Origin of the sequence: Nonomuraea cypriaca (genome assembly GCF_015645445.1) — a bacterium.
GTDB classification, from domain to species: domain Bacteria; phylum Actinomycetota; class Actinomycetes; order Streptosporangiales; family Streptosporangiaceae; genus Nonomuraea; species Nonomuraea cypriaca.
Genome location: NZ_JADOGI010000090.1, coordinates 1 through 23,955 on the forward strand (window position 1 = coordinate 1; position 23,955 = coordinate 23,955).

The 23,955-nt window shown below is 70.1% G+C and carries 20 protein-coding genes and 2 pseudogenes; 12 read left to right on the forward strand and 10 right to left on the reverse strand.

Annotated features, from left to right (window positions below):
• Window positions 1-77 (reverse strand): annotated as a pseudogene (locus ITP53_RS60440) (IS200/IS605 family transposase); the annotation flags it as partial.
• A gap of 109 nt (window positions 78-186) precedes the next feature.
• Between ITP53_RS60440 and ITP53_RS27305 the strand changes: the two are divergent.
• Complete coding sequence (locus ITP53_RS27305) at window positions 187-717, forward strand: cytochrome P450 (RefSeq protein WP_328815928.1); 531 nt, start codon at window positions 187-189, stop codon at window positions 715-717.
• Window positions 718-771: 54 nt separating this feature from the next.
• Here ITP53_RS27305 and ITP53_RS27310 read toward each other — a convergent pair whose 3' ends face one another.
• The 4 genes from ITP53_RS27310 to ITP53_RS27325 form a co-directional block, all read right to left on the reverse strand.
• Complete coding sequence (locus ITP53_RS27310) at window positions 772-2,124, reverse strand: APC family permease (RefSeq protein WP_195898314.1); 1,353 nt, start codon at window positions 2,122-2,124, stop codon at window positions 772-774.
• A gap of 168 nt (window positions 2,125-2,292) precedes the next feature.
• Complete coding sequence (locus tag ITP53_RS27315; protein ID WP_195898315.1) at window positions 2,293-3,045, reverse strand: SDR family oxidoreductase; 753 nt, start codon at window positions 3,043-3,045, stop codon at window positions 2,293-2,295.
• 87 nt (window positions 3,046-3,132) lie between these two features.
• Window positions 3,133-4,044 (reverse strand): helix-turn-helix transcriptional regulator, encoded by a 912-nt coding sequence (locus ITP53_RS27320; protein WP_195898316.1) that lies wholly within the window; start codon window positions 4,042-4,044, stop codon window positions 3,133-3,135.
• Window positions 4,045-4,162: 118 nt separating this feature from the next.
• A complete protein-coding gene (locus ITP53_RS27325; RefSeq protein WP_195898317.1) occupies window positions 4,163-5,563 on the reverse strand; it encodes an MFS transporter in 1,401 nt (466 codons plus the stop codon).
• A gap of 130 nt (window positions 5,564-5,693) precedes the next feature.
• On the opposite strand from ITP53_RS27325, the gene ITP53_RS27330 reads away from it, so the two are divergent.
• Window positions 5,694-6,575, forward strand: a complete 882-nt coding sequence (locus tag ITP53_RS27330) for a LysR family transcriptional regulator (RefSeq protein ID WP_195898318.1) — start codon at window positions 5,694-5,696, stop codon at window positions 6,573-6,575.
• A gap of 163 nt (window positions 6,576-6,738) precedes the next feature.
• Here the strand turns inward: ITP53_RS27330 and ITP53_RS27335 are convergent, their stop codons facing one another.
• On the reverse strand, window positions 6,739-7,107 hold the full coding sequence (locus ITP53_RS27335; RefSeq protein ID WP_195898319.1) for a nuclear transport factor 2 family protein: 369 nt from the start codon (window positions 7,105-7,107) through the stop codon (window positions 6,739-6,741).
• Window positions 7,108-7,152: 45 nt separating this feature from the next.
• Between ITP53_RS27335 and ITP53_RS27340 the strand changes: the two genes are divergently transcribed.
• Both ITP53_RS27340 and ITP53_RS27345 read left to right on the forward strand, forming a co-directional pair.
• Window positions 7,153-7,710, forward strand: coding sequence for a hypothetical protein (locus ITP53_RS27340; RefSeq protein WP_195898320.1), 558 nt, complete (start codon window positions 7,153-7,155; stop codon window positions 7,708-7,710).
• A 159-nt stretch (window positions 7,711-7,869) separates the two neighbouring features.
• On the forward strand, window positions 7,870-8,781 hold the full coding sequence (locus ITP53_RS27345) for a TIGR03620 family F420-dependent LLM class oxidoreductase (RefSeq protein WP_195898343.1): 912 nt from the start codon (window positions 7,870-7,872) through the stop codon (window positions 8,779-8,781).
• 10 nt (window positions 8,782-8,791) lie between these two features.
• On the opposite strand, the gene ITP53_RS27350 is transcribed toward ITP53_RS27345, so the two are convergent.
• On the reverse strand, window positions 8,792-9,661 hold the full coding sequence (locus tag ITP53_RS27350) for an LLM class F420-dependent oxidoreductase (protein WP_195898321.1): 870 nt from the start codon (window positions 9,659-9,661) through the stop codon (window positions 8,792-8,794).
• Window positions 9,662-9,875: 214 nt separating this feature from the next.
• Here ITP53_RS27350 and ITP53_RS27355 point away from each other — a divergent pair, with 214 nt between their 5' ends.
• Window positions 9,876-11,912, forward strand: a complete 2,037-nt coding sequence (locus ITP53_RS27355; RefSeq protein WP_195898322.1) for a SpoIIE family protein phosphatase — start codon at window positions 9,876-9,878, stop codon at window positions 11,910-11,912.
• A gap of 142 nt (window positions 11,913-12,054) precedes the next feature.
• Window positions 12,055-13,272: a S1C family serine protease gene (locus tag ITP53_RS27360; RefSeq protein WP_195898323.1), complete on the forward strand. Its 1,218-nt coding sequence runs from the start codon at window positions 12,055-12,057 to the stop codon at window positions 13,270-13,272.
• 56 nt (window positions 13,273-13,328) lie between these two features.
• On the opposite strand, the gene asnB is transcribed toward ITP53_RS27360, so the two are convergent.
• Window positions 13,329-15,179: an asparagine synthase (glutamine-hydrolyzing) gene (gene asnB / locus ITP53_RS27365; RefSeq protein ID WP_195898324.1), complete on the reverse strand. Its 1,851-nt coding sequence runs from the start codon at window positions 15,177-15,179 to the stop codon at window positions 13,329-13,331.
• Window positions 15,180-15,394: 215 nt separating this feature from the next.
• Between asnB and ITP53_RS27370 the strand changes: the two genes are divergently transcribed.
• Together ITP53_RS27370 and ITP53_RS27375 are read left to right on the forward strand one after the other, a co-directional pair.
• Window positions 15,395-15,811, forward strand: a complete 417-nt coding sequence (locus ITP53_RS27370) for a hypothetical protein (protein WP_195898325.1) — start codon at window positions 15,395-15,397, stop codon at window positions 15,809-15,811.
• Between the two features lie 43 nt (window positions 15,812-15,854).
• Window positions 15,855-16,445, forward strand: a pseudogene (locus tag ITP53_RS27375) (response regulator transcription factor); the annotation flags it as partial.
• A gap of 56 nt (window positions 16,446-16,501) precedes the next feature.
• Here ITP53_RS27375 and ITP53_RS27380 read toward each other — a convergent pair.
• Complete coding sequence (locus ITP53_RS27380; protein WP_236051224.1) at window positions 16,502-18,043, reverse strand: acetyl-CoA acetyltransferase; 1,542 nt, start codon at window positions 18,041-18,043, stop codon at window positions 16,502-16,504.
• Between the two features lie 905 nt (window positions 18,044-18,948).
• Between ITP53_RS27380 and ITP53_RS27385 the strand changes: the two genes are divergently transcribed.
• On the forward strand, window positions 18,949-19,713 hold the full coding sequence (locus ITP53_RS27385; protein ID WP_195898326.1) for a hypothetical protein: 765 nt from the start codon (window positions 18,949-18,951) through the stop codon (window positions 19,711-19,713).
• Window positions 19,714-20,252: 539 nt separating this feature from the next.
• Entirely contained in the window at window positions 20,253-20,951 is a 699-nt protein-coding gene (locus tag ITP53_RS27390; RefSeq protein WP_195898327.1) for a hypothetical protein, read from the forward strand.
• Here the strand turns inward: ITP53_RS27390 and ITP53_RS27395 are convergent.
• A complete protein-coding gene (locus ITP53_RS27395; protein WP_195898328.1) occupies window positions 20,948-22,033 on the reverse strand; it encodes a helix-turn-helix domain-containing protein in 1,086 nt (361 codons plus the stop codon). The genes ITP53_RS27390 and ITP53_RS27395 overlap by 4 nt on opposite strands.
• Window positions 22,034-22,319: 286 nt before the next feature.
• Between ITP53_RS27395 and ITP53_RS27400 the strand changes: the two genes are divergently transcribed.
• Window positions 22,320-23,666, forward strand: coding sequence for a TRAP transporter large permease subunit (locus ITP53_RS27400; RefSeq protein WP_195898329.1), 1,347 nt, complete (start codon window positions 22,320-22,322; stop codon window positions 23,664-23,666).
• Window positions 23,667-23,675: 9 nt separating this feature from the next.
• Window positions 23,676-23,951: a hypothetical protein gene (locus ITP53_RS27405; protein WP_207756483.1), complete on the forward strand. Its 276-nt coding sequence runs from the start codon at window positions 23,676-23,678 to the stop codon at window positions 23,949-23,951.
• Window positions 23,952-23,955 lie beyond the last annotated feature (4 nt).

Below are 23,955 nucleotides of genomic sequence, written 5' to 3' on the forward strand. Positions count from 1 at the left end.
CGGTATTTGGGGCACCACACCACGTGAAAGGCGCACTGGAAGGCGATGTTGCTGTTCGTGCGCAAGGTCACGGCCACACAGATCAATATACAGCGTTGATCTATCTACCGCTCAAAGATTCGACAGAAGGGCTTACCCCCATGGCTGAAGCCAGGGGTCCGCGCCCTAGATCTACGATCGACCGCGCTGGTCCAGGCCCGGGACCGGCTCAGCGACCAGGAGCTGACCTCCGTCGCGCTCACCATCCTGATGGCCGGGCACGAGGCCACCGTCCACCTGATCGGCAACGGCGTCCTGCACCTGCTCACCCACCCGGCGGAGGCCGATCGCCTGCGTGGCGACGCCGAGGCCGTGAGCGTGGCCGTGGAGGAACTGCTGCGCCAAAGCGGCCCCGCCGAGATCGCCCCGATGCGCTTCACCCTCGAACCCGTCGAGATCGCCGGCGTCGTCATCCCGGCGGGCGAGGCCGTCCAGATCGTCAACGCCACGGCCAACCGAGACGCGCGCCGTTTCCCCGACCCGGACCGGCTGGTGTTCGACCGGCAGGATAACGCGCACCTCGGTTTCGGCCACGGCATCCACTACTGCCTGGGCGCCCCCTGGCCAGGGCCGAGGGACAGATCGCGCTGCACACCCTGCTCGTCCGCCTGCCGCGGCTGCGACTGGCGGTGCCCGCCGAGCAGATCACCTGGCAGCCGGGCATCGCGCGGGCGATGACCGCGCTGCCCGTACTGCTGTGATAGTCGCCTCCGGGGGCGTGACCGGGCCGTCTCACTCGGCCGGTGTGGTGATCGGGGGCTGGCGGCGTATCACCAGCCAGTTGATCACCCACAGCGCCAGGCCGATGACCAGCAGCACGCCGGCCCGGATGTAGACCTCGGCGGGACGACCGGTCAACGGGCTGGCCAGGACCAGGGCGAGCACGCCACCGATCACCGGCAGCGCGGTGGGCGTCCGGTAGTGCTCGTGCTCCACCGTGTCCTTGCGCAGCACGAGGACGGCCACGTTGACGACCGTGAAGACGCACAGCAGCAGGAACGCGGTCGTGTCGCCGAGGCCCGCTATCTCGCCGGTCGAGACCAGCGCGATGGCGAGCGCGCTGGTGAAGATGATGCCGATCACCGGGGTACGCCGCCGCGGATCGACCCAGCCGAGACCGCGCGGCACGACGCGCTCGTTGGCCAGGCCGTACACGAGTCTGGAGGCCATCATCATGTTGATCAGGGCCGAGTTGGCGACGGCGAAGATGGCGATCGCGGCGAAGAGTTGCGGCGGGAAGTTGAGGCCGCCCGCCCGCACCACTTCGAGCAGCGGGCCTGACGACTGCTCCAGGACGCCGGGCTCGACCAGGAGCGAGGAGGTGATGGCCACGAGGATGTAGACGGTGCTGGTGATCGCCACCCCGAGGAAGATCGCCCTGGGGAAGTTACGCGAGGGGTCCCTCGTCTCCTCGGCCATGTTCACCGAGTCCTCGAAGCCGACGAAAGCGAAGAAGGCCAGGGCGGTGCTGCCGAGCAGGGCGTACATCAGGCCGCCCGCCTGATCGGCGTCGATCTCGGTCAGCCTGGAGGGATCGCCGGCGCCGGTGAAGACCGCGTACACGCCGATCGCGATGATCACGAGCAGGCCGGTGAGCTCGATCAGGGTGAACACGATGTTGGTCTTCACCGACTCCGAGACGCCTCGGTAGTTCAGCGCCGCGACGGCGACGATGAAGATGATGCCGGCCACCACGCCCGGCACCGAGATGAACTCCTCAAGGTAGTCGCCGCCGATCGCACGGGCCGCCGCGCTGGCCGAGGTGAGGCCGGAACACATCACGGTGAACGCGACCATGAACGTGAAGAACGGCTTCCCGAAGGCCCGCTGGGTGTAGAGCGCGGCACCGGCCGCCCGGGGATACTTCGTGACCAGTTCGACGTAGGACATCGCGGTCAGCAGCGCGATGACGAAGCCGATCAGGAACGGCACCCACAGAGCACCGCCGATCTGGCCCGCCACGGAGCCGGTGAGCGCGTAGACACCGGTGCCGAGGATGTCACCGATGATGAACAGGATGAGCAGCTTGGGGCCGATCGCCCGCTTGAGTGAGACCTGACCGGTCTCAGGTGCCGGGGGTGTCATGGGCTAGCTCGTTCCCCCTGATCCCGCTTCTGACACGGCCTTTACCAGGGGAAGCGGCACCCAAAGCCTGTCCGTCACGGGTTTTGCCAGGTGATCGGGAGGGTGTCCACTCCGAAGAAGTCCGGCTTGGTGCGCAGTGGGGTGGTACGGCCAGGACCGGGGGGCGGCTCAGCGTTGCCTGGCCGGGCGGATGATGAGCTCGTTCACGTCCACGTCCGGCGGCTGGCCGATGGCGTACGCGATGGCGTCGGCGATCGCGCCGGGCGGGATGGTGTCCGCCCGGTAGGTCCGCATCGCCTCCTGGGCGCCGGGCTCGGTGATGGTGTCGGCCAGCTCGGACTCGACGACGCCCGGCGAGACGGTGGTGACGCGGATGCCCGGATCGAGCTCCTGCCGCAGGCCCTCGGTGATCGCCCAGGCGGCGTACTTCGTGGCGCAGTAGACGGCGCCCGTCGGTGAGACCTGGTGGGCGCCGATGGAGGCGACGGTGACGAAGTGGCCGCTGCCCTGCCGCTGGAAGTGCGGCAACGTGGCGGCGATCCCGTGGAGCAGGCCGCGTACGTTGACGTCGATCATCCGGTCCCACTCCTCGACGAGCAGCGAGTCCAGACGGGACAGGGGCATCACCCCGGCGTTGTTGACGATCACGTCGATCCGGCCGTGCTGTTTCGCGGCGGCGTCGGCGAACGCCGCGACGTCCTGCCGGTCCGTGACGTCGAGGCGGTGTACGTCGGCCGTGCCGCCGACGTTCTCGATCTCCTTGGCGAGGGCGGCGAGGCGGTCCTCGCGGCGGGCGCCGATGACCACGTGGTGCCCGTCACGGCCGAGCCGGAGCGCGGTGGCCTGGCCGATGCCGCTGCTCGCGCCGGTGATCAGGACGACCTTCGTGGTCTGCTGTTCCTGGATCGCTGTCGTGGTCATGGTGTGTGCTCCTGATGGTCGAATCTGGGCATGGTCAGCCCGCGCGCCGGCGGCCGTACTTGGCCGGGCGCGCTTTCGCTGGGGGATTCAGGACTCGGGCCGGTCAGCCCGTGTTCGCTCGGGCTGCCTTACGCCGCTGTCGGCGGGCCGGCGTGCATCGCCGTCGGCCGGCCGGTGGACGTGGCTGTCGGCGGTCAGGCTGCCCAGCAGGGACAGGGCCTCTTCGGACGGGCTGCCCGGGTCGGCCTGGTAAACGACCAACTGCTGGCCGGAGGCGCTGTTCACGGTCAGCGACTCGTAGCGGAGGGTCAGCTCGCCCACCAGCGGATGGCGGAAACGCTTGGTCTCGTGGGTCTTCTGGCGGATATCGTGGCGGGCCCACAACCTGCGGAATGCGTCACTCTTCAGCGACAGCTCGCCCACCACCTCGATGAGCCTGGCGTCGTCGGGGTCGGCGCCCGCCCGCAGCCCGGCGACGGTGTTGACGGCCACCCGATCCCAGTCGGGGTAGAAGTCCCGCGCGTCCGGGTCGAGGAACACCAGCCGCACCAGGTCGCCGCTGTAGGCGTGGCCGTCGAACAGGGCCTTGCCCAGGACGTTGCTCGCCAGCACGGTCAGGCGGCGGCCCAGGACCACCGCCGGGGTGTGCGGCCAGGCGTCCATCATGCGCAGCAGGGAGAGGCTGACCTGCTCGCGGCGCGCGGGCGGCCGGCGCCTGCCGCCGTCGGGGCGGGCCAGCCGGTGGAGGTACGCGGTGGCGTCCTCCTCCAGGCACAGCGTGCGGGCCAGGGCATCGACCACCTGGGCGGACGGATGCCGTTCGCGGCCCTGCTCCAGCCGTATGTAGTAGTCGGTGCTCACTCCGGCCAGCCCCGCGACCTCCTCCCGGCGCAGCCCCGCGACGCGGCGGCGCTCTCCGACCGGAAGGCCTACCTCCTCCGGCGGGAGCAGCTCGCGGCGTGCCCGCAGGAACCGGCCGAGCGCGTTCTCCCTGTCCATGCCTTCGAGGCTAGGCGAGCATCGGTCACGAGCGGACCCCTGGAGGTGGGTGGGTTACTCCTACGTTCCGGTGCTCGCCGTACGAGTGGCCTGAACGGATGCTCGCCGAGCGTGATCGCTACGCATGGGCGGCGCGGTCGGCGCGGCAGCCGATGGCTGCGACGGTGATGACGATGGCGAGGAGGTAGCCGGCGGCGGCCAGGATCATCGGCAACCGGAGCTCCGGCAGGCTCGAGGCGAAGGCATGCGCGCTGGGCCGTTGGAGCGCGGTGCTGCCGAGCAGGGCGACACCGAGGGCGCCGCCGACCTGGCGGGCGGCGTTGAGGGTGGCGGCGCCGAGCCCGGCGCGGCCGGGTCCGGCGGCGGCCAGCGCGACACCGGTCATGGTGGGCATGGCCAGGCCGACCAAGCCCAGGACGGCGCCGAAGCCGGCCAGCGCCGGCGCGCCGGACCGGTCGCCCCACACAGCCAGCAGGCAGGTGCCGAGCAACCCGCCGGACAAGCCCACCAGCATCGGCACTTTCGGACCGAACCGGTTGGTGACCCGACCGGACACCAGCGCACCCAACGTGATGACCGCGGTCAGCGGGAGCAGCGCGACGCCGGTTGTCGCGGCGGACTGCCGCAGGGTGCGTTCCAGGAAGATGGTCAGGCAGAACAGCACGCCGTAGAGTCCGAAATTGAACAGCAGACCCACGCCGGTCGCGCCGTTGAACGCCCGGCTGGTGAACAACACCGGCGGCAGCATCGGCTCGGGCACGCGGTGTTGGCTCACCACGAATGCGATGCCGACCACCACCGCGACGCCCAGCAGGCCCAGCACCAGCGGGGTGCGCCAGCCCTGCGTCGAGGTCATGGTCAGCGCCGCGGTCAGCGCGACCAGCGCGATGACGGCCAGCGGCTGCCCCACCGCATCGGGCCGGGGCGCGGACTGTCGCGAAGTCTCTTCGACGCGCGTCGCGATGACGGCCATGGACACCGTGGCTACGGGCACCACGACGAGGAACACCGCGCGCCAGCCCAGCGCGGCCACCAGCCAACCGCCGATCACCGGGCCGGCGGTCAGCCCGATGCCGGAGACCCCGCCCCAGATGCCCAGTGCCCTGGCACGGGCCGGGCCTTCGGGAAAGCGGTGCGCGATGAGCGCCAGCGAGCACGGCACCACCGCGGCCGCACCCACGCCCTGCGCGGCCCGCGCCGCGATCAGCACCGCCGCGTTGGGCGCGGCCGCGCACACGGCGCTGGCCACCGCGAACAGCGCCGCGCCGGCCTGGTAGGTGCGGCGCGCGCCCCAGCGGTCGCCGAGGCCGCCGGCGGTGAGTATCAGCGCGGCGAACGCCACGGTGTACGCGTTGAGCACCCACTGCAGGGCGATCACCGACGCGCCCAGCCCGGTGGCGATGTCCCCGGTGGCCACGTTGACCGCGGTGGCATCGAACAGGACCAGGAAGAAGCCAAGGCAGATCGCGCTGAGAGCAAGCCCGCCACCGCTCCCACCCCGTGCGGAACCGGTCTCCATTGCTGTTGCAGAACGTGCGGTAGCCATCAGACGTGTAGCGTCCCACCGGAGGAACATCCTGGTAAATGCGAAGTATTTGCGGGCAGACTTCGAATTATCCGAAGGCTGAGTCACGGAGAGGGGAGCTCCAGTGGACCTCATCGATCTCGATCTCGTGACTGCGATCGCTGAGACGGGCAGCATCACGCACGGCGCCGTCCGCACCCGGCTGTCCCTGCCCTCGGCCAGCGGCCGCATCCGCAGCCTGGAACACGCTCTCGGTGTCACGCTGTTCGATCGCGGCCGGCGCGGCGTGACGCTCACCCCCGCAGGGCAACTGCTGTTGCGGCACGCCAGGGCGGTGTGCCGCTCGGTCGACCAGTTGCGTGCCGAACTCGGCGAGTTCGTCGAGGGCCACGGCGCGACCGTACGCGTGCAGGCCAACACCGCGGCCACCGCGAGCGTGGTGCCGGAGGCCGCGATCTCCTTCCTGGCCGCACATCCGCGCGCCCGCATCGACTTCGAAGAACGCCCGAGCCACCACATCGTGGCCGCCGTGGCCGAACGCCGCGTGGATCTGGGCATCGTCGCCGACAGCGTGGACCTCGGCCAGTTGGAAACCCGGGTGCTGCGCCCGGACCCGCTGGTCGTTCTCACCCTCCCGGACGACCCGCTGGCCCGGCGCCCCGCCGTGTCCTACGCCGACGTGCTCGGGTGCCCCTTCGTCGGGCTGAGCTGCGCCAACCCGTTGCAGGAGCACCTGGAAGGCCACGCGCTGCCACTGGGCACCCAGCCGACCTACCGGGTCAGGCTGCCCAGCATCGAGGCGGCCTGCCACGCGGTGGCCGAAGGGGTCGGCATCGCGGTGCTGCCGCTGCACAGCGTACGGCGCTGGATCGGGGACCTGGTCGCCACCGCACTCACCGATCCGTGGGCCGACCGGCGGCTGGTCGTGTGCGCCACGGGCGACGGCGATCTCTCGGACACCGCCCGCGCGCTGCGCGACCACCTGGCCGCGCACATCCGAACCTGAGCGCGACGTTTCGTGGGCTCGGCAGGAGCCGGCCTCCTCGCCGGAACTCGCCGCGACAACGTCACCAACCCACAGCCCATGCTCTCTACCAGTTGCGAGGACGGTTGGTCAGCACGCGGAAGTCTCCGGTCCCCGTTCCCTCTGATCTCACCCCGCACAGGTCCTAGGAGGACGAACCGGGGGCCTTGCGCAGCTCGTAGGTGTCGAATACGAGCCGGTCGGCGGTGATTCTGCCGTCCCGGATCACCAGATGGTCGACGGCCCGCAACGTGCCGAAAGGCCCGGTCACCATGTCGTACATGATCATGGCCTCATCCGCGTCCCCGAGCACGGAAAGGATCTTCACCTTGGCGACCGCCTCGGCGAACTGCCCGATCTCCTCCAGAACGGCGGGGGCGCCCTCGATCGTCCCGCGCGGGCTCTCGAAGACAACGTCCGGGGCGACGTGGCGCGACATGGCGGCCAGGTCGTGGCGGCCGAACGCCTCGATGAACGCCACGGCGGTCTCGGCGGGGCTCTTCTGCGTATTCATGACTGTCTCCTCACATCCGTTCATGGCACTACCCCGTACTGACCGGTGGAGCAGCGAAAACTCATCGCGAGGCGCGCTCGGGCCCGCGCCATCGCCCGGGGGCTGGCTCCGCTGCAGGCCGCCACGTTCACCGCAGACCTGCCCGTCTCGGTCGTGCCGCGGGTCGCCGAATGGGCGATCGCCGTCGAGGCCCGCCTGTTGCCCATCGGACACCGGGGCCGCTTCTTCCACGAGTTCCACAGCGAGCCGCACGACCTGGCGTGCGCGAACGCCACCCAGTGGACGCAGGTGGTCTACACACTGCGGCAGCTCGGCCGGGTGGTGCAGCTACGGGCCGCGATCCGGGCCCCTGACCGGCCGTGGTTCTCCCGCGTGCACCGCTTGGCGTGCTGGGTGCTGGCGTCGGACTGGCGGACGTGGGGGCTGCTGGGCCCGCTGACGGCGTTCGCGATCATCAACGTGCACCTTCAGCAGGGATGGGGGTCGGCTCTGTTCACGCTGCCGACGATCGTGGCGATCTACGCCGGGGTGGAGTGGCTGCGGAACCGCTGGGGCGTCACGGTGAAGCGCCGTCAGCGGGACGACGACTCCATGACGATCTAGCGTTCCGCCGCCAGGACGCTGCCCGGCCATGACGGGAGTCTGGCGCATGAAGGATGCGGACATTGCCCGCCAAGCCATGAATCGGGCGTTAACCCGGCCCGACGATCGGGCACCTAGGGTGAGCAGAGACCAGAGGTGACAATGAGGTGGTGAGTGGCGATGGCCGGTGGCAGCAGCATCGAGGTCGCGGCGCTGAAGCGGCGCATGGGACGCGTAGGGGTGTGGAACAGCACCCTGGGCGGGGAGTCGGCCGCGTTCGAGCGGGACGCGGCCGCCGAAGTGGAGGATCTGGGCTTCGGGACGTTGTGGGTCGGTGAAACCCCGATGGGCAAGGAGGCGCTGGTCCATTCGGCGATCCTGCTGGGTGGGACGCGGCGGATGATGATCGCCACCGGCATCGCCAGCGTCTGGGGCCGCGACGCCACCGCCGCCGCGAACGGCGCGAACGCGCTCGCGGAGGCGTTCGACGGCCGGTTCCTGCTCGGCCTGGGCGTGAGCCACGCGCCCGCGGTGGCGGCGAGGGGCCACGACTACCGCAGGCCGGTGTCGGAGATGCGTGCCTACCTCGACGCCATGGACGCCACGGAATACTCCGGCCCGCTGCCGGAACCGGCTCCCCGGGTGCTGGCCGCGCTGCGTACCAAGATGCTGGAGCTCGCCGCGCAGCGCACCCACGGCGCGCATCCCTATTTCGTCACCCCCGAGCACACGGCCCGCGCCCGTGCGACGCTCGGCCCCGATCCCGTCCTGGCCCCGGAGCAGACGGTCCTGCTCGACGCCGACCCGGAGCGGGCGCGGCAGACCGCCCGCCAGTTCACGACGCGCTACCTCGCCCTCCCCAACTACGCGAACAACCTGCGCGATCTGGGCTGGGACGACAAGGACCTGGCCAACGGCGGCAGTGACGCGCTGGTCGACGCCATCGTGGCGTGGGGCGACCCGGAAAAGATCGTCGAGCGCGTACGAGCCCACCACGACGCCGGCGCGGACCACGTCTGCATCCAGCCGCTCGCCGCCACCTCCAGCGAGATGCTGGAACACCTGCGCGTCCTGGCTCCCCTGCTGCTCTAGGGAACAGGGTTCAGTCGTTCCGCGGCCGGAGCGTGCCGGCCGCGGTCTCCAGGGCGGCGAGGTGCTGGTCGACGTCACGCAGTCCCGCCTGCATGGTGTTGATGGAGAGGTGCGTGGCGCCGGCCTCCCGCCACCGGCGGCCCAGGTCGTTCAGCTGCTCGGCGTCGCCCTTCCAGCTGAGCCGGCCTTCCATGCCGAGCTTGGAGGGGTCGCGTCCCGCCCCGGCGGCGGCCTCCTCGACCATCGCCTTGGCCTCGTCCAGCCTCGGCCCCGGCGACATCTGCGGGAACCACCCGTCGGCCAGCCGGCCGGCCCTGCGGTAGGCGGCGGGCGACTGCGCGCCGAACCAGACCGGGATCGGCCGCTGCACCGGCAGGGGCGCGAGGCCCGCTCCGGTCACCCGGTCGAAGGCCCCCTCGTACGTGACCGTCTGCTCGGTCCACAACCGGCGCATCAGCTCGACCTGCTCCTCGATGCGCCTGCCCCGGGTGGTGAAGTCCTGGCCGAGGGCTTCGTACTCGACCGCGTTCCACCCCAGCCCCACGCCCAGCCGGAAACGGCCGGCGGTCAGCAGGTCGACCTCCGCCGCCTGCTTGGCCGCCAGGGCCGTCTGCCGCTGGGGCAGGATGATGATGCTGGTGACGAGTTCCAGCGAGGTGAGCGCGGCGAGGTAGCCGAACAGGACCATCGGCTCGTGGAACGTGGTGTGCACGTCGTAAGGGCCCTGCCAGCCCTGGTGGACCGCCGGGTCGGCGCCGAGTACGTGGTCGTAGGCGATGATGTGCCGGAAGCCGAGCTCCTCGACCCCCTGCCCGTAGGCGCGCACCGCGCCCACGTCCCCGCCCAGCTCGGTCTGAGGAAAGACGACACCGATCCGCATGCATGGCTCCTGTCAACGTCAGCGATCCCTCAACATCATCGCGGGTGAGGGCGCCGTCAAGCCCCGCGACCGCTTCATATTTGGGCAATTCACCGGTCAAACCGTCCTGATGGCTGAATACGGTCGCGCCCAAGGGGCGTTTACTGACATACCGTCTGAAGACGGACCATCCAGGCTGACGTGCGCCGGGATGGCGGGGGAGGCGAAAGCACGGATGGGGAGTGCGGAACGCGGACCGGTCAGCGACCTGGCCCTGGACATCTTCGATCCCGCTCCGGTGGGGGTGGCGGTGACGAGGGGTCCCGATCACCGGCTGGTCTACACCAACCCCGCCTTTCAGGAGATCGTCGGTGAGCGCCGGCTCGGGCTGCCGATCAGCGAGGCGCTCTGCGACCTGCGCCAGCGCGACTACTTCGCGATGCTCGACCGGGTGCTGGAGACCGGCGAGCCGGTCTGGCTGAGAGGGCTCCCGTTCGAGTTCGAGGGTCAGGACCGGGTGGGGCGCGAGCGGTACTTCTCGATCAGCATGTCGCGCATCTCGCTCCGCGGCGGCGAGCCTGGTGTGCTGCTGGCGGCGCTGGACGTCACCGGTCAGGCCGACTCCCCCGCGATATTCGACTCCCTCGCCGAGGAGCGGCACAGGTTCCTGCAGCGTTACCAGAGCCTCCTGCAGGTCGAGACGCAGGTCGTGTGGGCGATGGCGCCTCTCGGCCAGGTGGCGGAACCGAGCCCCGGGTGGGAGCGCCTGACCGGGCAGAGCTGGGAGGAGTACCGCGGCGAGGGCTGGCTGCGGGCCGTGCACCCGGAGGATCTGGGGTCGATCCGCAAGACCCTCCGCCAGGCCGGGCAGCTCAACCGCTGGGACCACGTCTTCCGGTTGAAGGCGGCGGGCGACGGCTACCGGCATGTCCGCTCGCGCGCCGTACCCGTGATCGAGCGCGGCACGGTGGTCGAATGGGTCGGTACGTGCACCGACATCGAGCAGGACTGGACCGAGGCCAGGCGGACGAAGCTGCTGGAGCAGGCCGCGGCCGCGACGACGGACATCGCCGGCCTGGACGAGGTGCTGGAGATGCTCACCAACGTGATCGTGCCCAGCGTGCTGGACGGCTGCGGGATCTACCTGGTGCCGGAGTCCGAGACCCGGCCGGCCCTGCCCCTGGTCGCCGAGCGCTTCGTCAGCATCGTCAGGAAGGATCTCAGGCCGGCGCCGCAGCCGGGGACGGTGACCTTCGATCCCGGCTCCGGATTCGTCGAGGCGGTCACGACCCGCCGGCCGGTGCACCGTACGTTCCCGGCGGGCGAACCGACGCCCGGCCTGGCGCCGCCCGGCGCGGAGGAGTGGTTCAGGAAAGCCGGGGCGAACAGCGTCGCGCTCGTCCCGGTGATCGTCGACGGCGCGGTGGCGGCGGTGCTCGACGCGGTGATCTGCGGGTCCAGGGAGCCGATCAGCACGTCGGACGTCGAACTGCTCGGCCGCATGCTCAACCACGCGCACGCGCACCTGAGCAACGCCATGCGGTTCCAGCGGACCCAGCGGGTCGCGCTCGCCCTGCAGAACTGCCTGCTTCCCGACCCGCCCGAGGTGCCGGGAATGGAGATCACCGCTCGCTACCGGCCGAGCGCCACCGCCGTCGAGATCGGCGGCGACTGGTACGACTCGTTCCTGCTCCCCGACGGCGCGACGATCCTGACCATCGGCGACGTCGCCGGGCATGACCTGGCGGCCGCGGTGACCATGAGCCAGCTGCGCAACATGCTCAGAGGGCTGGCCATGGACCGCCGTGAGCCTCCTGGCGACATCCTGCGCCGCCTGAACATCGCCACCGAGGCCCTGTACGGCGACGGCACCGCGAGCTGTGTGCTGGCCCGGCTGTCGGGCCCCTTCGACGGCCGGTGGCAGCTGGACTACTCCGTCGCCGGGCATCCGCCGCCCCTGCTGGTCACCCGTGACGGCAAGGGACACTTCCTGCGGGGCGGGCGCAACCCCATACTCGGCGTGGGCGACGGCCAGCCGCGTACCAGCGCCATCGCGGCGCTGCCGCCGGGGAGCACCCTGCTGCTCTACACCGACGGCCTGGTGGAGCTCCCCGGCGAGCACCTCGACAAGGGCCTGGGACGGCTGCGCCGCCACGCCGCGTCACTGGCGCACGCACCCCTCGACGTCTTTTCCGACCAACTGCTCATCCGGATGCCTCTGGCCAAGAAGGACGACATCGCCATGATCTCCGTACGACTGCCCGAAATTTGATTTTTTTCCTGACAGGGTGGCCGAACATGACCAGCGGCGATAAGGCCGGTGTCAGCGGCGGTCAAACGCGCGCACTCCCCGCTTAGCCAGGTCTTACCTCGCATTGATCACCCTGGTGTCACAACGAACATCAGGAGAAGACATGGACGAGCCTCGTGAGCACAATGCCGGCGGCTGGACCCAATTCGGTGACACCCCGCCCTCTCCCGGCGGCTTCTCCACGCCTGGCCTCACGCCACTCGGCCAGCTCCCGCCCCCGCCGCCGCAGCGGCCGAGGTTCCTGCTGACCAGGAAGGCCATCGCCGGGCTCGCGCTGGGCGCCGTGGCCGCCCTGTCGGTGGCGGCACTGGGCGGCGGCTTCGTCGGCGCGTACGTCGCCGCGGCGAACAGCCCTGCCCCTGCCGCCACCCCGACGAGCGTCAGCCCGGTGTTCCGCACCGCCGCCGACGAGTTCACCGTCGCGCAGGTGGCGGAGAAGGTGCAGCCGTCGGTCGTGATGATCCAGGGGCAGACCGCCGAGGGCTCAGGCGTGGTGCTGTCGGACGACGGGTTGATCCTCACCAACAACCACGTGGTCGCCGGGCAGAACGGCCTGACCGTGAAGTTCAACGACGGCAGGACCTCCGAGGCGACCGTGGTCGGCACCGACCCGGCCACCGACCTGGCCGTCATCCGGGCCAAGGGCGTGTCGGGGCTCGCGAAGGTGGCGCTCGGCGACAGCGACCAGCTCAAGGTCGGCGACGACGTCCTGGCCATCGGCAGCCCGCTCGGCCTGGACGGGACGGTGACCTCGGGCATCGTCAGCGCGCTCGACCGCACCGTGACCGCCGGAAACGGCCCGGACGAGCAGCAGCTCCCGCCCGGCTGGCCCCAGCAGGGGCAGGGTGGCGACACGACCACGATCGGCGGCATGATCCAGACCGACGCGGCGATCAATCCGGGCAACTCCGGCGGCGCCCTGGTGAACGCGGCCGGCGAGCTCGTCGGCATCAACAGCGCGATCAACTCCGAAGGCGTCAACCTCGGTTTCGCGATCCCGGTGAACACCGCCAAGCAGGTCTCCGAGCAGCTCATCAGCAAGGGCAAGGTCAGCCACGCGTTCCTCGGGGTGAGCCTCACCGACGCCACCGGCCAGGTGCCCGGCGCGCTGATCAGCCAGGTGACCGCGGGCAGCCCGGCAGAGAAGGCCGGGCTGAAGCAGGGCGACGTGATCACCAAGATCGGCGACACCCCGGTCGACGGCGGCGACACGGTCGTCGGCCAGGTCCGCGGCTTCAAGCCCGGCCAGCAGGTCGAGGTCACCTACCAGCGTGACGGCAAGCCGAACACCACGACGGTCACCATGGTGGAGACGAAGTAGCCAGACAGGAAGTAAGGCGCGGGCGGCCGCTTGACCGCCCGCGCCTGCGTACGGGCTCAGAGGGCGAGCTGGACGTCGTACTCCTTGAGCCACGCGTCGAGCTGGAGCATCCGCTCCAGCGTGGCGCGGCTCGGGAGGGCGCTGTTCGGGCCCACGGGCTGGTTGACGGCCTCGCGCGCCTTGCCCAGGTCGACCAGGCCGGCGCAGGGCGGCTCGCCGCCCTGGATCAGCGCGCGGGCCTCCGCACGCAGAACCCGCTCATAGGACGGATCCTGGGTGGTCGGGTACGGGCTCTTCACCCGCTGCGCCACGGACTCGGGCAGCACGTCGGCGGCCGCCCCGCGCAGCAGGCTCTTCTCCCTGCCGTCGTACGTCTTCATCTCCCAGGGAGCGTTGAAGACGTACTCCACCAGCCGATGGTCGCAGAACGGCACCCGGACCTCCAGCCCGACGGCCATGCTCATCCGGTCCTTGCGGTCCAGCAGGATCTGCACGAACCGGGTGAGGTGCAGATAGCTGATCTCGCGCATCCGGCGTTCGTGGCCCGTCTCGCCCGGCAGCCTGGGCACCTCGGCGATCGCCTGGCGGTAGCTCTGGTCCTTGTAGCCGGGCACGTCGAGCAGGCGCTGCACGTCGTCCTTGAACAGGTGCTCCATCCCGGCGTGGTCGGCGAAGTTCCTGCCGACGAGCCAGGGGAAGGTGCCGCCGTTGACCGACTCCGGGTCGTGGAACCACCGGTAGCCGCCGAAGACCTCGTCGGCCGACTCCCCCGACAGCGCCACAGTGGAGTGCCCCCTGATCGCCTTGAACAGCAGGTACAGCGAGGTGTCCATGTCGCCGATGCCGATCGGCAGGTCGCGGGCGCGCAGTACGGCGCCGCGCACGGCCGGGTCCATCAGCGCGGCCGAGTCGAGCACGATGTCGGCGTGCTCGGCACCGACGTGGCGGGCCAGCTCGTGGACGTACGGCGCGTCGGGCGTCGCACGGCTCAGGTCGGGCTTGAAGTTCTCGGTGTAGCCGGTGAAGTCGACGGCGAACGAGCGGACCGTGCCCAGGTTCTGCTCACGCAGGTCCTTGGCGGCGAGCGCGGTGATCGCGCTGGAGTCCAGGCCGCCGGACAGCAGCGTGCACAGCGGCACGTCGCTGATGAGCTGGCGGGCGACGATGTCGTCCAGCAGGCCGCGCACCGTCTTGACCGTGAGGTCCACGTCGTCCGGGTGCTCATAGGACTGAAGCTGCCAGTAGCGGCGCTTGTGGACGCCCCCGCGGTCCACACGCACGATCTGGCCTGGGCGGACTTCGTACATGCCTCTGAAGACGCCGTGCTCAGGTGTCTTCACGAACGCCATCAGCTCGCGCAGCCCGTCGGCGTCGACGACGCGCTCGGCGAGCGGGTTGGCGAGGATCGCCTTGGGCTCCGAGCCGAACAGCACGCCGTGCGGCGTCGGGTAGTAGTAGAGCGGTTTGATGCCCATGCGGTCGCGGACCAGGAGCAGTTCCTCGCTGCGCGGGTCCCAGATCGCGAAGGCGAACATGCCGTTGAGGTGCTCCGCCATGTCAGCGCCCCACTCGACGTAGGCGCGCACGACGACCTCGGTGTCGCTCCTGGTGCGGAAGCGGTGCCCGCGGGCGGTCAGCTCCGCGCGCAGCTCCTGGTAGTTGTACACCTCTCCGCTGTACGTGAGCACGGCCTCCGGCCGCCCGTCGGTGTCGGCGATCATGGGCTGCCGGCCGCCGGCGAGGTCGATGATGGCGAGCCTGCGATGGCCGATGGCGGCGTGCGGTGCCGTCCACAACCCTTCGTCATCGGGGCCGCGGCAGGCCATCGTGTCCGTCATGGCCTGTGCGGTGTCCCTGGCCCCCCGTAGATCTCGCTCGAAGTCCACCCATCCACAGATTCCACACATGTCTTTCCCCCCGGTTCATTCCCAACCTCTGACGTGCCCGATTTATGTCGAGATGCCCCTGAAAAGTGTGCAATGTCACATAAGTCTGCTTTCGTGCGGTGAGGTGTGGCGCCGATCACCCTTGGCGTGTGGATTCCTCCACAGAGAAGTGGGTGGGACCTCCGTAATGTCCCTTCTGCCGGAGCAACCGGCGCACTGACTCAGGAGGAAACCCCATGCGTAAGACCCTTGCGACCGTGGCTCTGGCCGGCTCCATGGCCGTCACCGGCCTGGCACTCAGCCCGGCGGCCCAGGCCACCACCGAGTCCACCGCCACGACGGCGACCGCTGCCCACTATGGCGGGAACTGGGGCAAGTTCTTCTCCAGCGACCACAAGGCGTACACGTACGGCAAGACCTGGAAGAGCGGCGGTAAGGTCTTCACGAAGTGGTACGGCGTGGACAATCGGGGCGGCAAGAAGGGCTGGGTCTGGTTCGAGTACTACCAGAACGGCGGCTGGCACAAGTTCAACCAGGCGTGGGACGGCAAGGTCACCACGGGCTGGAGCGGTCGCGGGATCGACAAGGTGTACGCGTTCACCTGCTGGGCCGGCAAATTCGACAACTGCGGCCACAAGTACCGCATCTACTAACCTTTCAGGCCCCGCTTATGGAGGTGCCGGTAGAACGGATGGCATGAACGAGTCCGGGCCGGCCAGGGTGCTGGTGGTCGACGACGAGCCGAACATCCGCGAGTTGCTGTCCGAGGCGCTGTGCCTCAACGGTTTCGCCGTCCGGACCGCCTCCAGCGGAAGGGCGGCACTCGACGCGGTGGCGCGGGAGCGGCCCGACATCATCGTGCTGGACGTGATGCTGCCCGATCTGGATGGTTTCACGGTGGCGCGCAGGCTGCGCGTGGCGCCGGACAGCCCGCTCGTGCTCTTCCTGACCGCCAAGGACGCCGTCTCCGACCGGATCGCCGGGCTGACCGCGGGCGGCGACGACTACGTCACCAAGCCGTTCAGCCTGGAAGAGGTGGTGCTGCGGCTGCGGGCGATCCTGCGCCGGATCCGCCCGCCCGAGGAGCAGGTCGACGACGGGGTGCTGCGGTACGCGGACCTGCAGCTCGACGAGGAGGCGCACACCGTGCGGCGGGGCGGGCGGGAGATCCACCTGTCGCCGACGGAGTTCAGCCTGCTGCGCTACCTGATGATCAACGCCGAGCGGGTGGTCAGCAAGGCGCAGATCCTGGACCGGGTGTGGGACTACGACTTCGACGGCGACAGCCGGATCGTGGAGTCGTACATCAGCTATCTGCGCCGCACGTTGACACCCGAGGCCGATCAGCCGATCCCAGCCACGTTGACACCCGAGGCCGTGGAGCGCACGCGGATGCGCGCGCCCACGGGCTCGTCGGCGCCGAGCAGCTCGAGCGTCTCGTCGTCGTCGGCCATCGCGAGGAACCGCCGCCCGTCCGCCGCCAACCGGCCGACCACGATGCCTGTACGCCTCCCGTCCCGGCGATGCTTGACGGTGTACGTCTCGATCGTGCCCCAGCCGTCCGCCTGACCGGCCTGCTCGACGGCCGCCCAGGCGTCGATCTCGGCCTGGAGCCGCTCGCTCTCGTCCGGCCGCCAGCCGGTGGGCGTGGTCGAGTAGACGCCGGCGGAGTACTTGCTCAGGGCGCCGCCGTTCGCCCCGACCAGCCCGTACGCGCCGGGCATCGCGCGCAGCCGGTGCGCCGTCTCGGCGATCGCGTGCATGGAGTAGTTGTTGCCCGCGCCCCCGAAGAAGGGCAGGCCACCGGTGACCGTCAGCTCCCGTGACCCGTCCACCGGCAGTCCGAGGCCGTCGCAGACATTGGTCACGGCGATGGGGAAGCAACTGTAGAGATCGATGGCCGCCAGGTCGGCGGCGTCGATCCCGGCCAGGTCGAGCGCGTGTGTGACGGCCAGTACGGCAGCCGGCGCGGCACTGAGGTCGGCCCGGTCGAGCAGAGCGCGTTCGCGCAGGTCGGTGTGGCCGTGCAGGAACACCCAGCGGTCCTCCGAGACGCCGAGCCGGCGGGCGGCGGCCACGGACGTCAGCAGGACGGCCGCCCCCTGGTTGACCTTCTCCCTGGCGACGATGTAGCGGGTGTACGGGTCGGCGATCACGCGGTTCCGCTCGCTGGGCGTGACGAGCTCCGCCGCGCCGCGCTCGGTGGGGGCGGCGGCGTGCGGGTTGGCCGCGGCGACCTTGGTGAACGGGGCGAACAGGGCGCCCATGCCAGCGGCGTACTCCTGCCTGGTCTGCGCCAGCCGGGCGCGGCGGGCGTTCTCGAAGAGCGCGTACTGGCTGGGCGCGTCCGTCAGGCCGTGGGCGGCCTCGAACGCCGATCCGAGACCCTCCAGCCCGTACCCCCTGTCCTCCAGGTCGCCGTCGGCGGTCTCGCTGAAGTCCGGCCGGTCCTCGGACGCCGCCCAGTGCCGCACGGTGGAGATGGCCTCGGATCCGAAGAGGAGAGCGACCTCCGCCGTACCCGCCGCGATCGCCGCGGCCAGCTCGTTGACCAGGTGCTGGGGACCCTGACCGCCGGCCACCTCCAGGATCGCCCGGCGCGGGGCCGCGCCCACGCGGCCGGCGACCGAGCGGGGGTAGTTGTTCGACCGGCCGAGCGGCGCGGGAACGCCGGGCACCGAGATCTCGAACTGCCGCACCCCCGCCACCGTGTCGATGTCCGCCGCGACGTCCGCGCCGCTGTCGGTGATGGCCTCCCGCGCCGCCGCTGCGGCCAGCTCGACCGGGGATCGGCGCAGGTAGCCCGGCTCGCCGATCCGCTCCGACGCCTGCCCTGCTCCCACGAGAACCGGCGTCCGTGGGTTGATCTCCGGAAATGCCATCATCACGCTCCCGCTGGTGCCCGCGCCGCCAACCGCCGCTGGCCGTGCCGATATTTCGTGCCGCTACCAAGCCACTAGTAAGGCGCGCTAGTAAGCCGACATTTACCGACATCTTCTCTGGGCGCGCGCCTCAACGCATCAGGGGGATCACGCCCTGGACGCTTCGCATGCCGTACGCCCCCGTTGGCGGCGGCCCCGTCGCGGCCATCGTGCCAGATCGTTTTTTAGGGGTAGTTGCGGCGACAGGTGATGATGTGCACCACAATGGGGTGATGGCATACCCGCCGCAACCTCAGCCCCATGGGCACAGGGGGCAGCAGGAGCAGCAAGGGTACGGTCCGCCATCAGGCCAGAACACCCCGCCGCCCGGCTACGGTCCCCCACAGGCCCCGGGCCAACAGACACCCGGCCAGCCCAGCCAACAGGGCCAGTACGGCCAACCCGGTCAACAGCCCCAGCCCAGCCAGTACGGCCAACCCGGCCAACCCGGCCAACAAGGCCAGCCGGGATACGGGCCGCACCCCGGCCAAGGCGCCCCACCATCCGGACACGAACTACCATCCGGCCCCGCGACTCCCCCACCCGCCTACGGACAGCCCCCCGGCCAGGGCCCCAGGTCATACGATCAAGGCGCAGGGCAGCACGGGCCAACGCAGTACGGCCAAGGCGCTGGCCGGTACGGCCAGGCCCCAACGCAGTACGGGCAGGGCGGACAGCACGGCCAAGGCGCAGGACAGTACGGCCAAGGCGCAGGACAGTACGGGCAGGGCGCAGGGCAGTACGGGCAAGGTCCCGCGCAGTACGGGCAGGACGCAGGGCAGTACCAAGCAGGGCAGTACCAACAGGGCCCCTATGGTCAGGGGCCGGGGCAGTATGGCTACGGGAACCAGCCGGGGTCACCGCCCTCGATGCCCTACGGTTCCCCGCCACCCGGCAACCGCAACGCCGTGCTCATCGGCGTGATCGTCGCCCTGTCGGTGCTCCTCGTGGGCGGCGGCGCGTTCGGCGCGTACGCCTACGTCAACGCCCCGGGCCCGATGACCACCGTCGCCCAGCCGAGCACCCCGCCGTCCGCCCCGCCGTCCGTGCCGCCGTCCGCCCCGCCATCGTCCGCGCCACCATCGGCCGCGCCGACGGACACCCCCGAGGCCGAGCCCACCGAGCCGTCCACCACGCCCGCCGAAAGCACCGAGGCCAGATCACCGCTCACCCACACCGAGTTCGACGACTGGAAGTTGGACCTGGGAGACCTGAACTACGAGGCGGTCAAGGTCGGCGGCTGGACGTACGACTCGTGCGACCCGGTGGACGCGGAGGGCGTGCTGGCCGACAACGGGTGCGAGAGAGGCGTCCAGCTCGCGTACTCCGCCTATGGCGGGTCCATCAAGGCGGCGCAGATCATCGTGTCGTTCCCCAGCGGCAATGCCGCCAAGACCGCCGCCTCCCGGCTGGCCAAGCTCACCTCCGACGCGTTGATCTATCGTAGGAGCGCCACCCACAACACCTACACGTACGGCAAGGTCCGCTCGGGCGCGTACAAGAACTACCTGGTCGCCACGGTCGTCACCGCCACCAAGGCGGGGAGCTCCAAGGCCTCGAAGTTCCACCAGTACCTGCAGGCCGACCGCGGCCTCTTCCTCCTCATGCGACGCGACAACGTCGTCACCAGTTAGCCCGTTTTTGTGGGGTAGTTGGGGCGCTTGGTGATGATGTGCCCCACAATGGGGTAATGGCATATCCCCCGCAGCCTCCGGAGCCTCAGCCCTACCCCCAAGGGCCATGGGGGCAGCAGGGATACGGCCCCCCGCAGGGCCCCGGCCCCACCGGCCGGCAGGGATACGGCCCTCAGCCCGGCCAAGGCGCTCCCCCGCCCGGCTACGGCCAGCAGCCCAACGGCCCCTCGCCATACGGCCAAGGACCGCAACACGGCCAGAGCACATACGGCCAGGGCGCATACGGCGAAGGCGCACCTCAAAACGGCCAAGGCGCATACGGCGAAGGCCCCTCTCAATACGGCCAGGGCGCACCTCAAAACGGCCAAGGCGCATACGGCGAAGGCCCCTCTCAATACGGCCAGGGCGCACCTCAAAACGGCCAGGGCGCGTACGGACAGGGCGCATCGCAATACGGCCAGGGCGCGGGCCAGTACGGCTACGGGACCCAGCCCGGTACGCCGTACGGCACCCCACCGCCCGCCACCCGCAACAACGCCGTGCTCATCAGCGTGATCGCCGCCGTCGCGGTGGTCGTCCTGGGCGGCGGCGCGTACGGCGCCTACGCCTACCTCAGCGCCCCGGGCCCCGCCCCGAACATCACGATGCCGACCGTGTCCAGCATCCCGCCGCAGTCCGACCCCCCGTCGTCCCTCCCGACGGAATCCCCCGAGAGCGAGCCGTCCCCCACCGACAGCCCGTCCACCTCGAACCGCACCGAACCAGGATCGCCACTCGCCCACACCGAGTTCAAGGACTGGAACTTCGGTCTGGGCGACGTGAAGTTCGATGCGAAGAAGGTCGGCGGGTGGACGTACGACTCGTGCGACCCGGTGGACGGCGAGGGCGTGCTGGCCGACAACGAGTGCGAGAGCGCCGTCCAGGTCGCGTACTCCGCCGACGACGGGGCCATCAAGGCGGCGCAGATCATGATGTCGTTCCCCAGTGAGCAGACCGCCAAGACCACCGCCTCCCGGCTGGCCAAGCTCACCTCCGACGCGGTGCTCTGGCGCCAGAGCACCACCCACAGCACGTACGCGTACGGCAAGATCCGCTCGGGCTCGGCCAAGAATTACGTGGTCGTCACAGTGGTCACCGCCACCAAGGCGGCCAGTTCCAAGGCCCCGAAGTTCCACTCCTTCCTGCAGGCCGACCACGCCAACTACTTCCTCATGCGCGACCTGCGCGTCCCCAGCTAGACCCGGCGAGGGACCCCGAGCGCCGGTTCGAGGAGGGGTACCGGTGCCGGTTCAAGGACGGGTACCGGTGCCGGTTCAAGGACGGGTACCGGTGCCGGTTCAAGGACGGGTACCGGTGCCGGTTCAAGGACGGTCAGGCCGCAGGCGCGGCGGTACTCGCCGGGTGGTAACCCGTACGCCGTCCGGAACAACCGGTTGAACCGCGTGGCGTCGGGAAAGCCCCAGCGCGCCCCCGTGGCGCGCACCGGCCGCTCGGACAGCGCCGGGTCGAGCAGGTCGCGCCGGCAGCGCTCCAGCCTGCGCCGCCTGATCCAGTCGGCCACGCCGCAGCCCTGGGACTCGAAGAGCTTGTACAGGTAGCGCAGCGAGATGTGGTGGGCCTCGGCGACGCGGGCGGGTGACAGGCCGGGGTCGCCGAGCCGTTCCTCCACGTACGTCTGGATGCGCGTCAGCAGCGCCCGCGTACGGGTGGGCGGCGGCGCCACATCGGCCCGGTCCATGCGGGTGGCCAGCGCCACGGCGAGCAGGTCGAGCAGCGCCGTGCTGAGGCGTACCCCGTCGGCCGTGCCCGAGATGTCGTCGAGGCAGCCGGGCAGCCGCGCGATGAGCGACCCGACCAGCGCTGGCACGCCCTCGTCCCCCTCGATGGGCACGTCGGCCACCTCCGCCACCGCCTCCTCGGGCAGCGGCAGCAGCTCCTTCGGGAACGCCACGCAGACGGCCCGCCTGGCCGGGAACACGCAGCGGTACGGCCGCGCCGGATCGGTCACCACGAACTGGCCGGGCCCGAGCAGGACCTCCCGACCTCCCTTGATCGCCATGGTGCGCCCCCGCGTCACCATGAAGACCGTGTACTGGCCGGCGGCCCGCTCGGACGGCCTGCCCCGGGCCTGGCCCGGGCTCCTGTCGCACACTTCGGCGACCCCCACCTGACCCAGCCGGCCCAGCGTCAGCTCGCTGCTGAACGACGGCTGGCCGTCGTAGTGGAGGTCCATCGGGGTGAAGGACTCGTTGACGATGTCCTGCCAGTAGTCGAAGCGCGAGGACACCGGTACGTCCTCCGCGCGATAGCGCACACGCATGATCGCTTGCTCCCCGTCAGGGCTCGCGTCCATTGCTTGTGAGTATGTGCCCCAACTCACGGCGCGTCTGCGCACTTGTACGCACTCGCCGGCGGAAATCCGCCCGGAAAGTCGGCGAGCGCGAGCCGTAGACAGGCCGAGAAGGAAAACTATAGTATTTCATCCATGTTGCGGCTGTACTATACCTGCCGGGGCCGCTTCACGCGGAAGACATCATGATGTAACCGAGGAGGCCCCCTGTGTCCCCCAGCAGCGCGTCGCCCGACGGCCCTGGACGGTGGTGTGGGTGAACGCAATCTTCGCCCTGATCGCGTTCATCGCCGTCATCGTCGTCTGGAATGTCCTCTTCAAACGCAATATCGCCGAATCGATGTTCGTCGGATTTCTCGCGTGCGCCGCTTTCGCCGGCTCCGACGCGCTCGTCGTGGGCTGGGAAAGCCTCGTGGAGGGCATGAAGTCCGAGGTGACGTTCGCGGCACTGGCGTTCGTGTTCGTCAGCGAGTTGCTGACCGGCATCGGCCTCATCGGACGGCTGATCGACATCCTGAGCTCCATGCTCGGCCGCCGTAGGGGCGGCGCGCTCTACGCCGCCACGGTCGGCTCTGGCGCGTTCGGCGCGGTGGCCCACAACGGGGCCGCGATCGCCGCCACCATCGGGTCCATCGCCATCCCCTGGATGAAGCGGTCGAAGACCAGCGGTGAGACGGCCGCCCTGGTCATCTCCGGCAACGCCGGGGTGGGGGCCACCTTCCCGTTCAGCGGCGCGTTCTTCCTGCTGCTCGCCGCTCCGACCGTCGCGCCCCGGCTGACCGCTGAGCAGATGATCGTCCCCATGTTCGTGGTGGCCGCGTGGACGGTGGTGATGCGGCTGATCGTCGCGTACGCGATCGTGCGCCGCCGCGGCGTGGACCGGATGGACCCCGCGGACGTCAAGCCGCTGGGCGCGACCGTGCGGGCGGGCTGGCCCTCGCTGCTGGTGCTGGCCGCGGTCGCGGTGCCGATCCTCGCCACCGCCGGGCCGACCGCCGAGTGGGTCGTGGGGCGCATCGGCGAGGACGCCGCGGGCGAGATCCCGGTGCTGTTCTGGTTGCCGATCTTCATGCTGGTCGTCGGCATGATCGTGGGTCACAGGAACCTGCCGCGCAGGGCCGCGGACTGGTGGTCGATGCTCGGGGCGATCAGTCCCAAGTTCGCGATCGTGGGCATCACCATGATCTCGGCGTTCGCGGCCTCGGAGGCGCTGTCCACGCTGGGGCTCGGCGAGCAGCTCGCGCCGTTCATCGAGCGCATGCAGGGAGTCCCCGCGCTGGTCATGGTCATCGTCGTGGGCGTCATCGTGCTGCTCGTCTCGGGACCGCTGAGCACGACCGCCACACTGGCGGCCGTCGGTTCCGTGGCGTTCCTGGCGCTCACCAGCGCGGGCGTCTCCGCGCACCTGGCCTACGCGGCGATCATCGTCTGGGCGAGCGCCGAGGGCTGCTCCCCGCCCGGCGCGCCCCCGCTCTACGTGGCCGCGGGCATCGCCGGCTGCGATCCCGTACGGATATTCAAGCCGGTCATCGGCTATTACCTGGTCCCGTCGTTCCTCGCCGGAATCGTCGTGGCCATGAGCCTGATCTGGGTGCCGTTCTAGAAAGGGTGGATGATGTACAGATTCCTGCTCAACGCGTTCCGTGTCACGCTGATCGCCTTCATGCTCGGCGGCCTGGTCGTCACGGTCTTCCAGATCATCGGAATTCTCATCGCGGACGGCGGCCTGACCTCCTATTTCGGCGCGGACTTCGCCGACACGATATGCATCGTGGCGGGGCTGGCCGGGGTCTTCTCCTACCTTCAGCTCTACACGAAGGAAGGGCGCGCGGCCGCGCAGGGCCCGTCGGGGGACGAGGACACGGTCCCGGTCACCGTCCGGGAATGAGGAA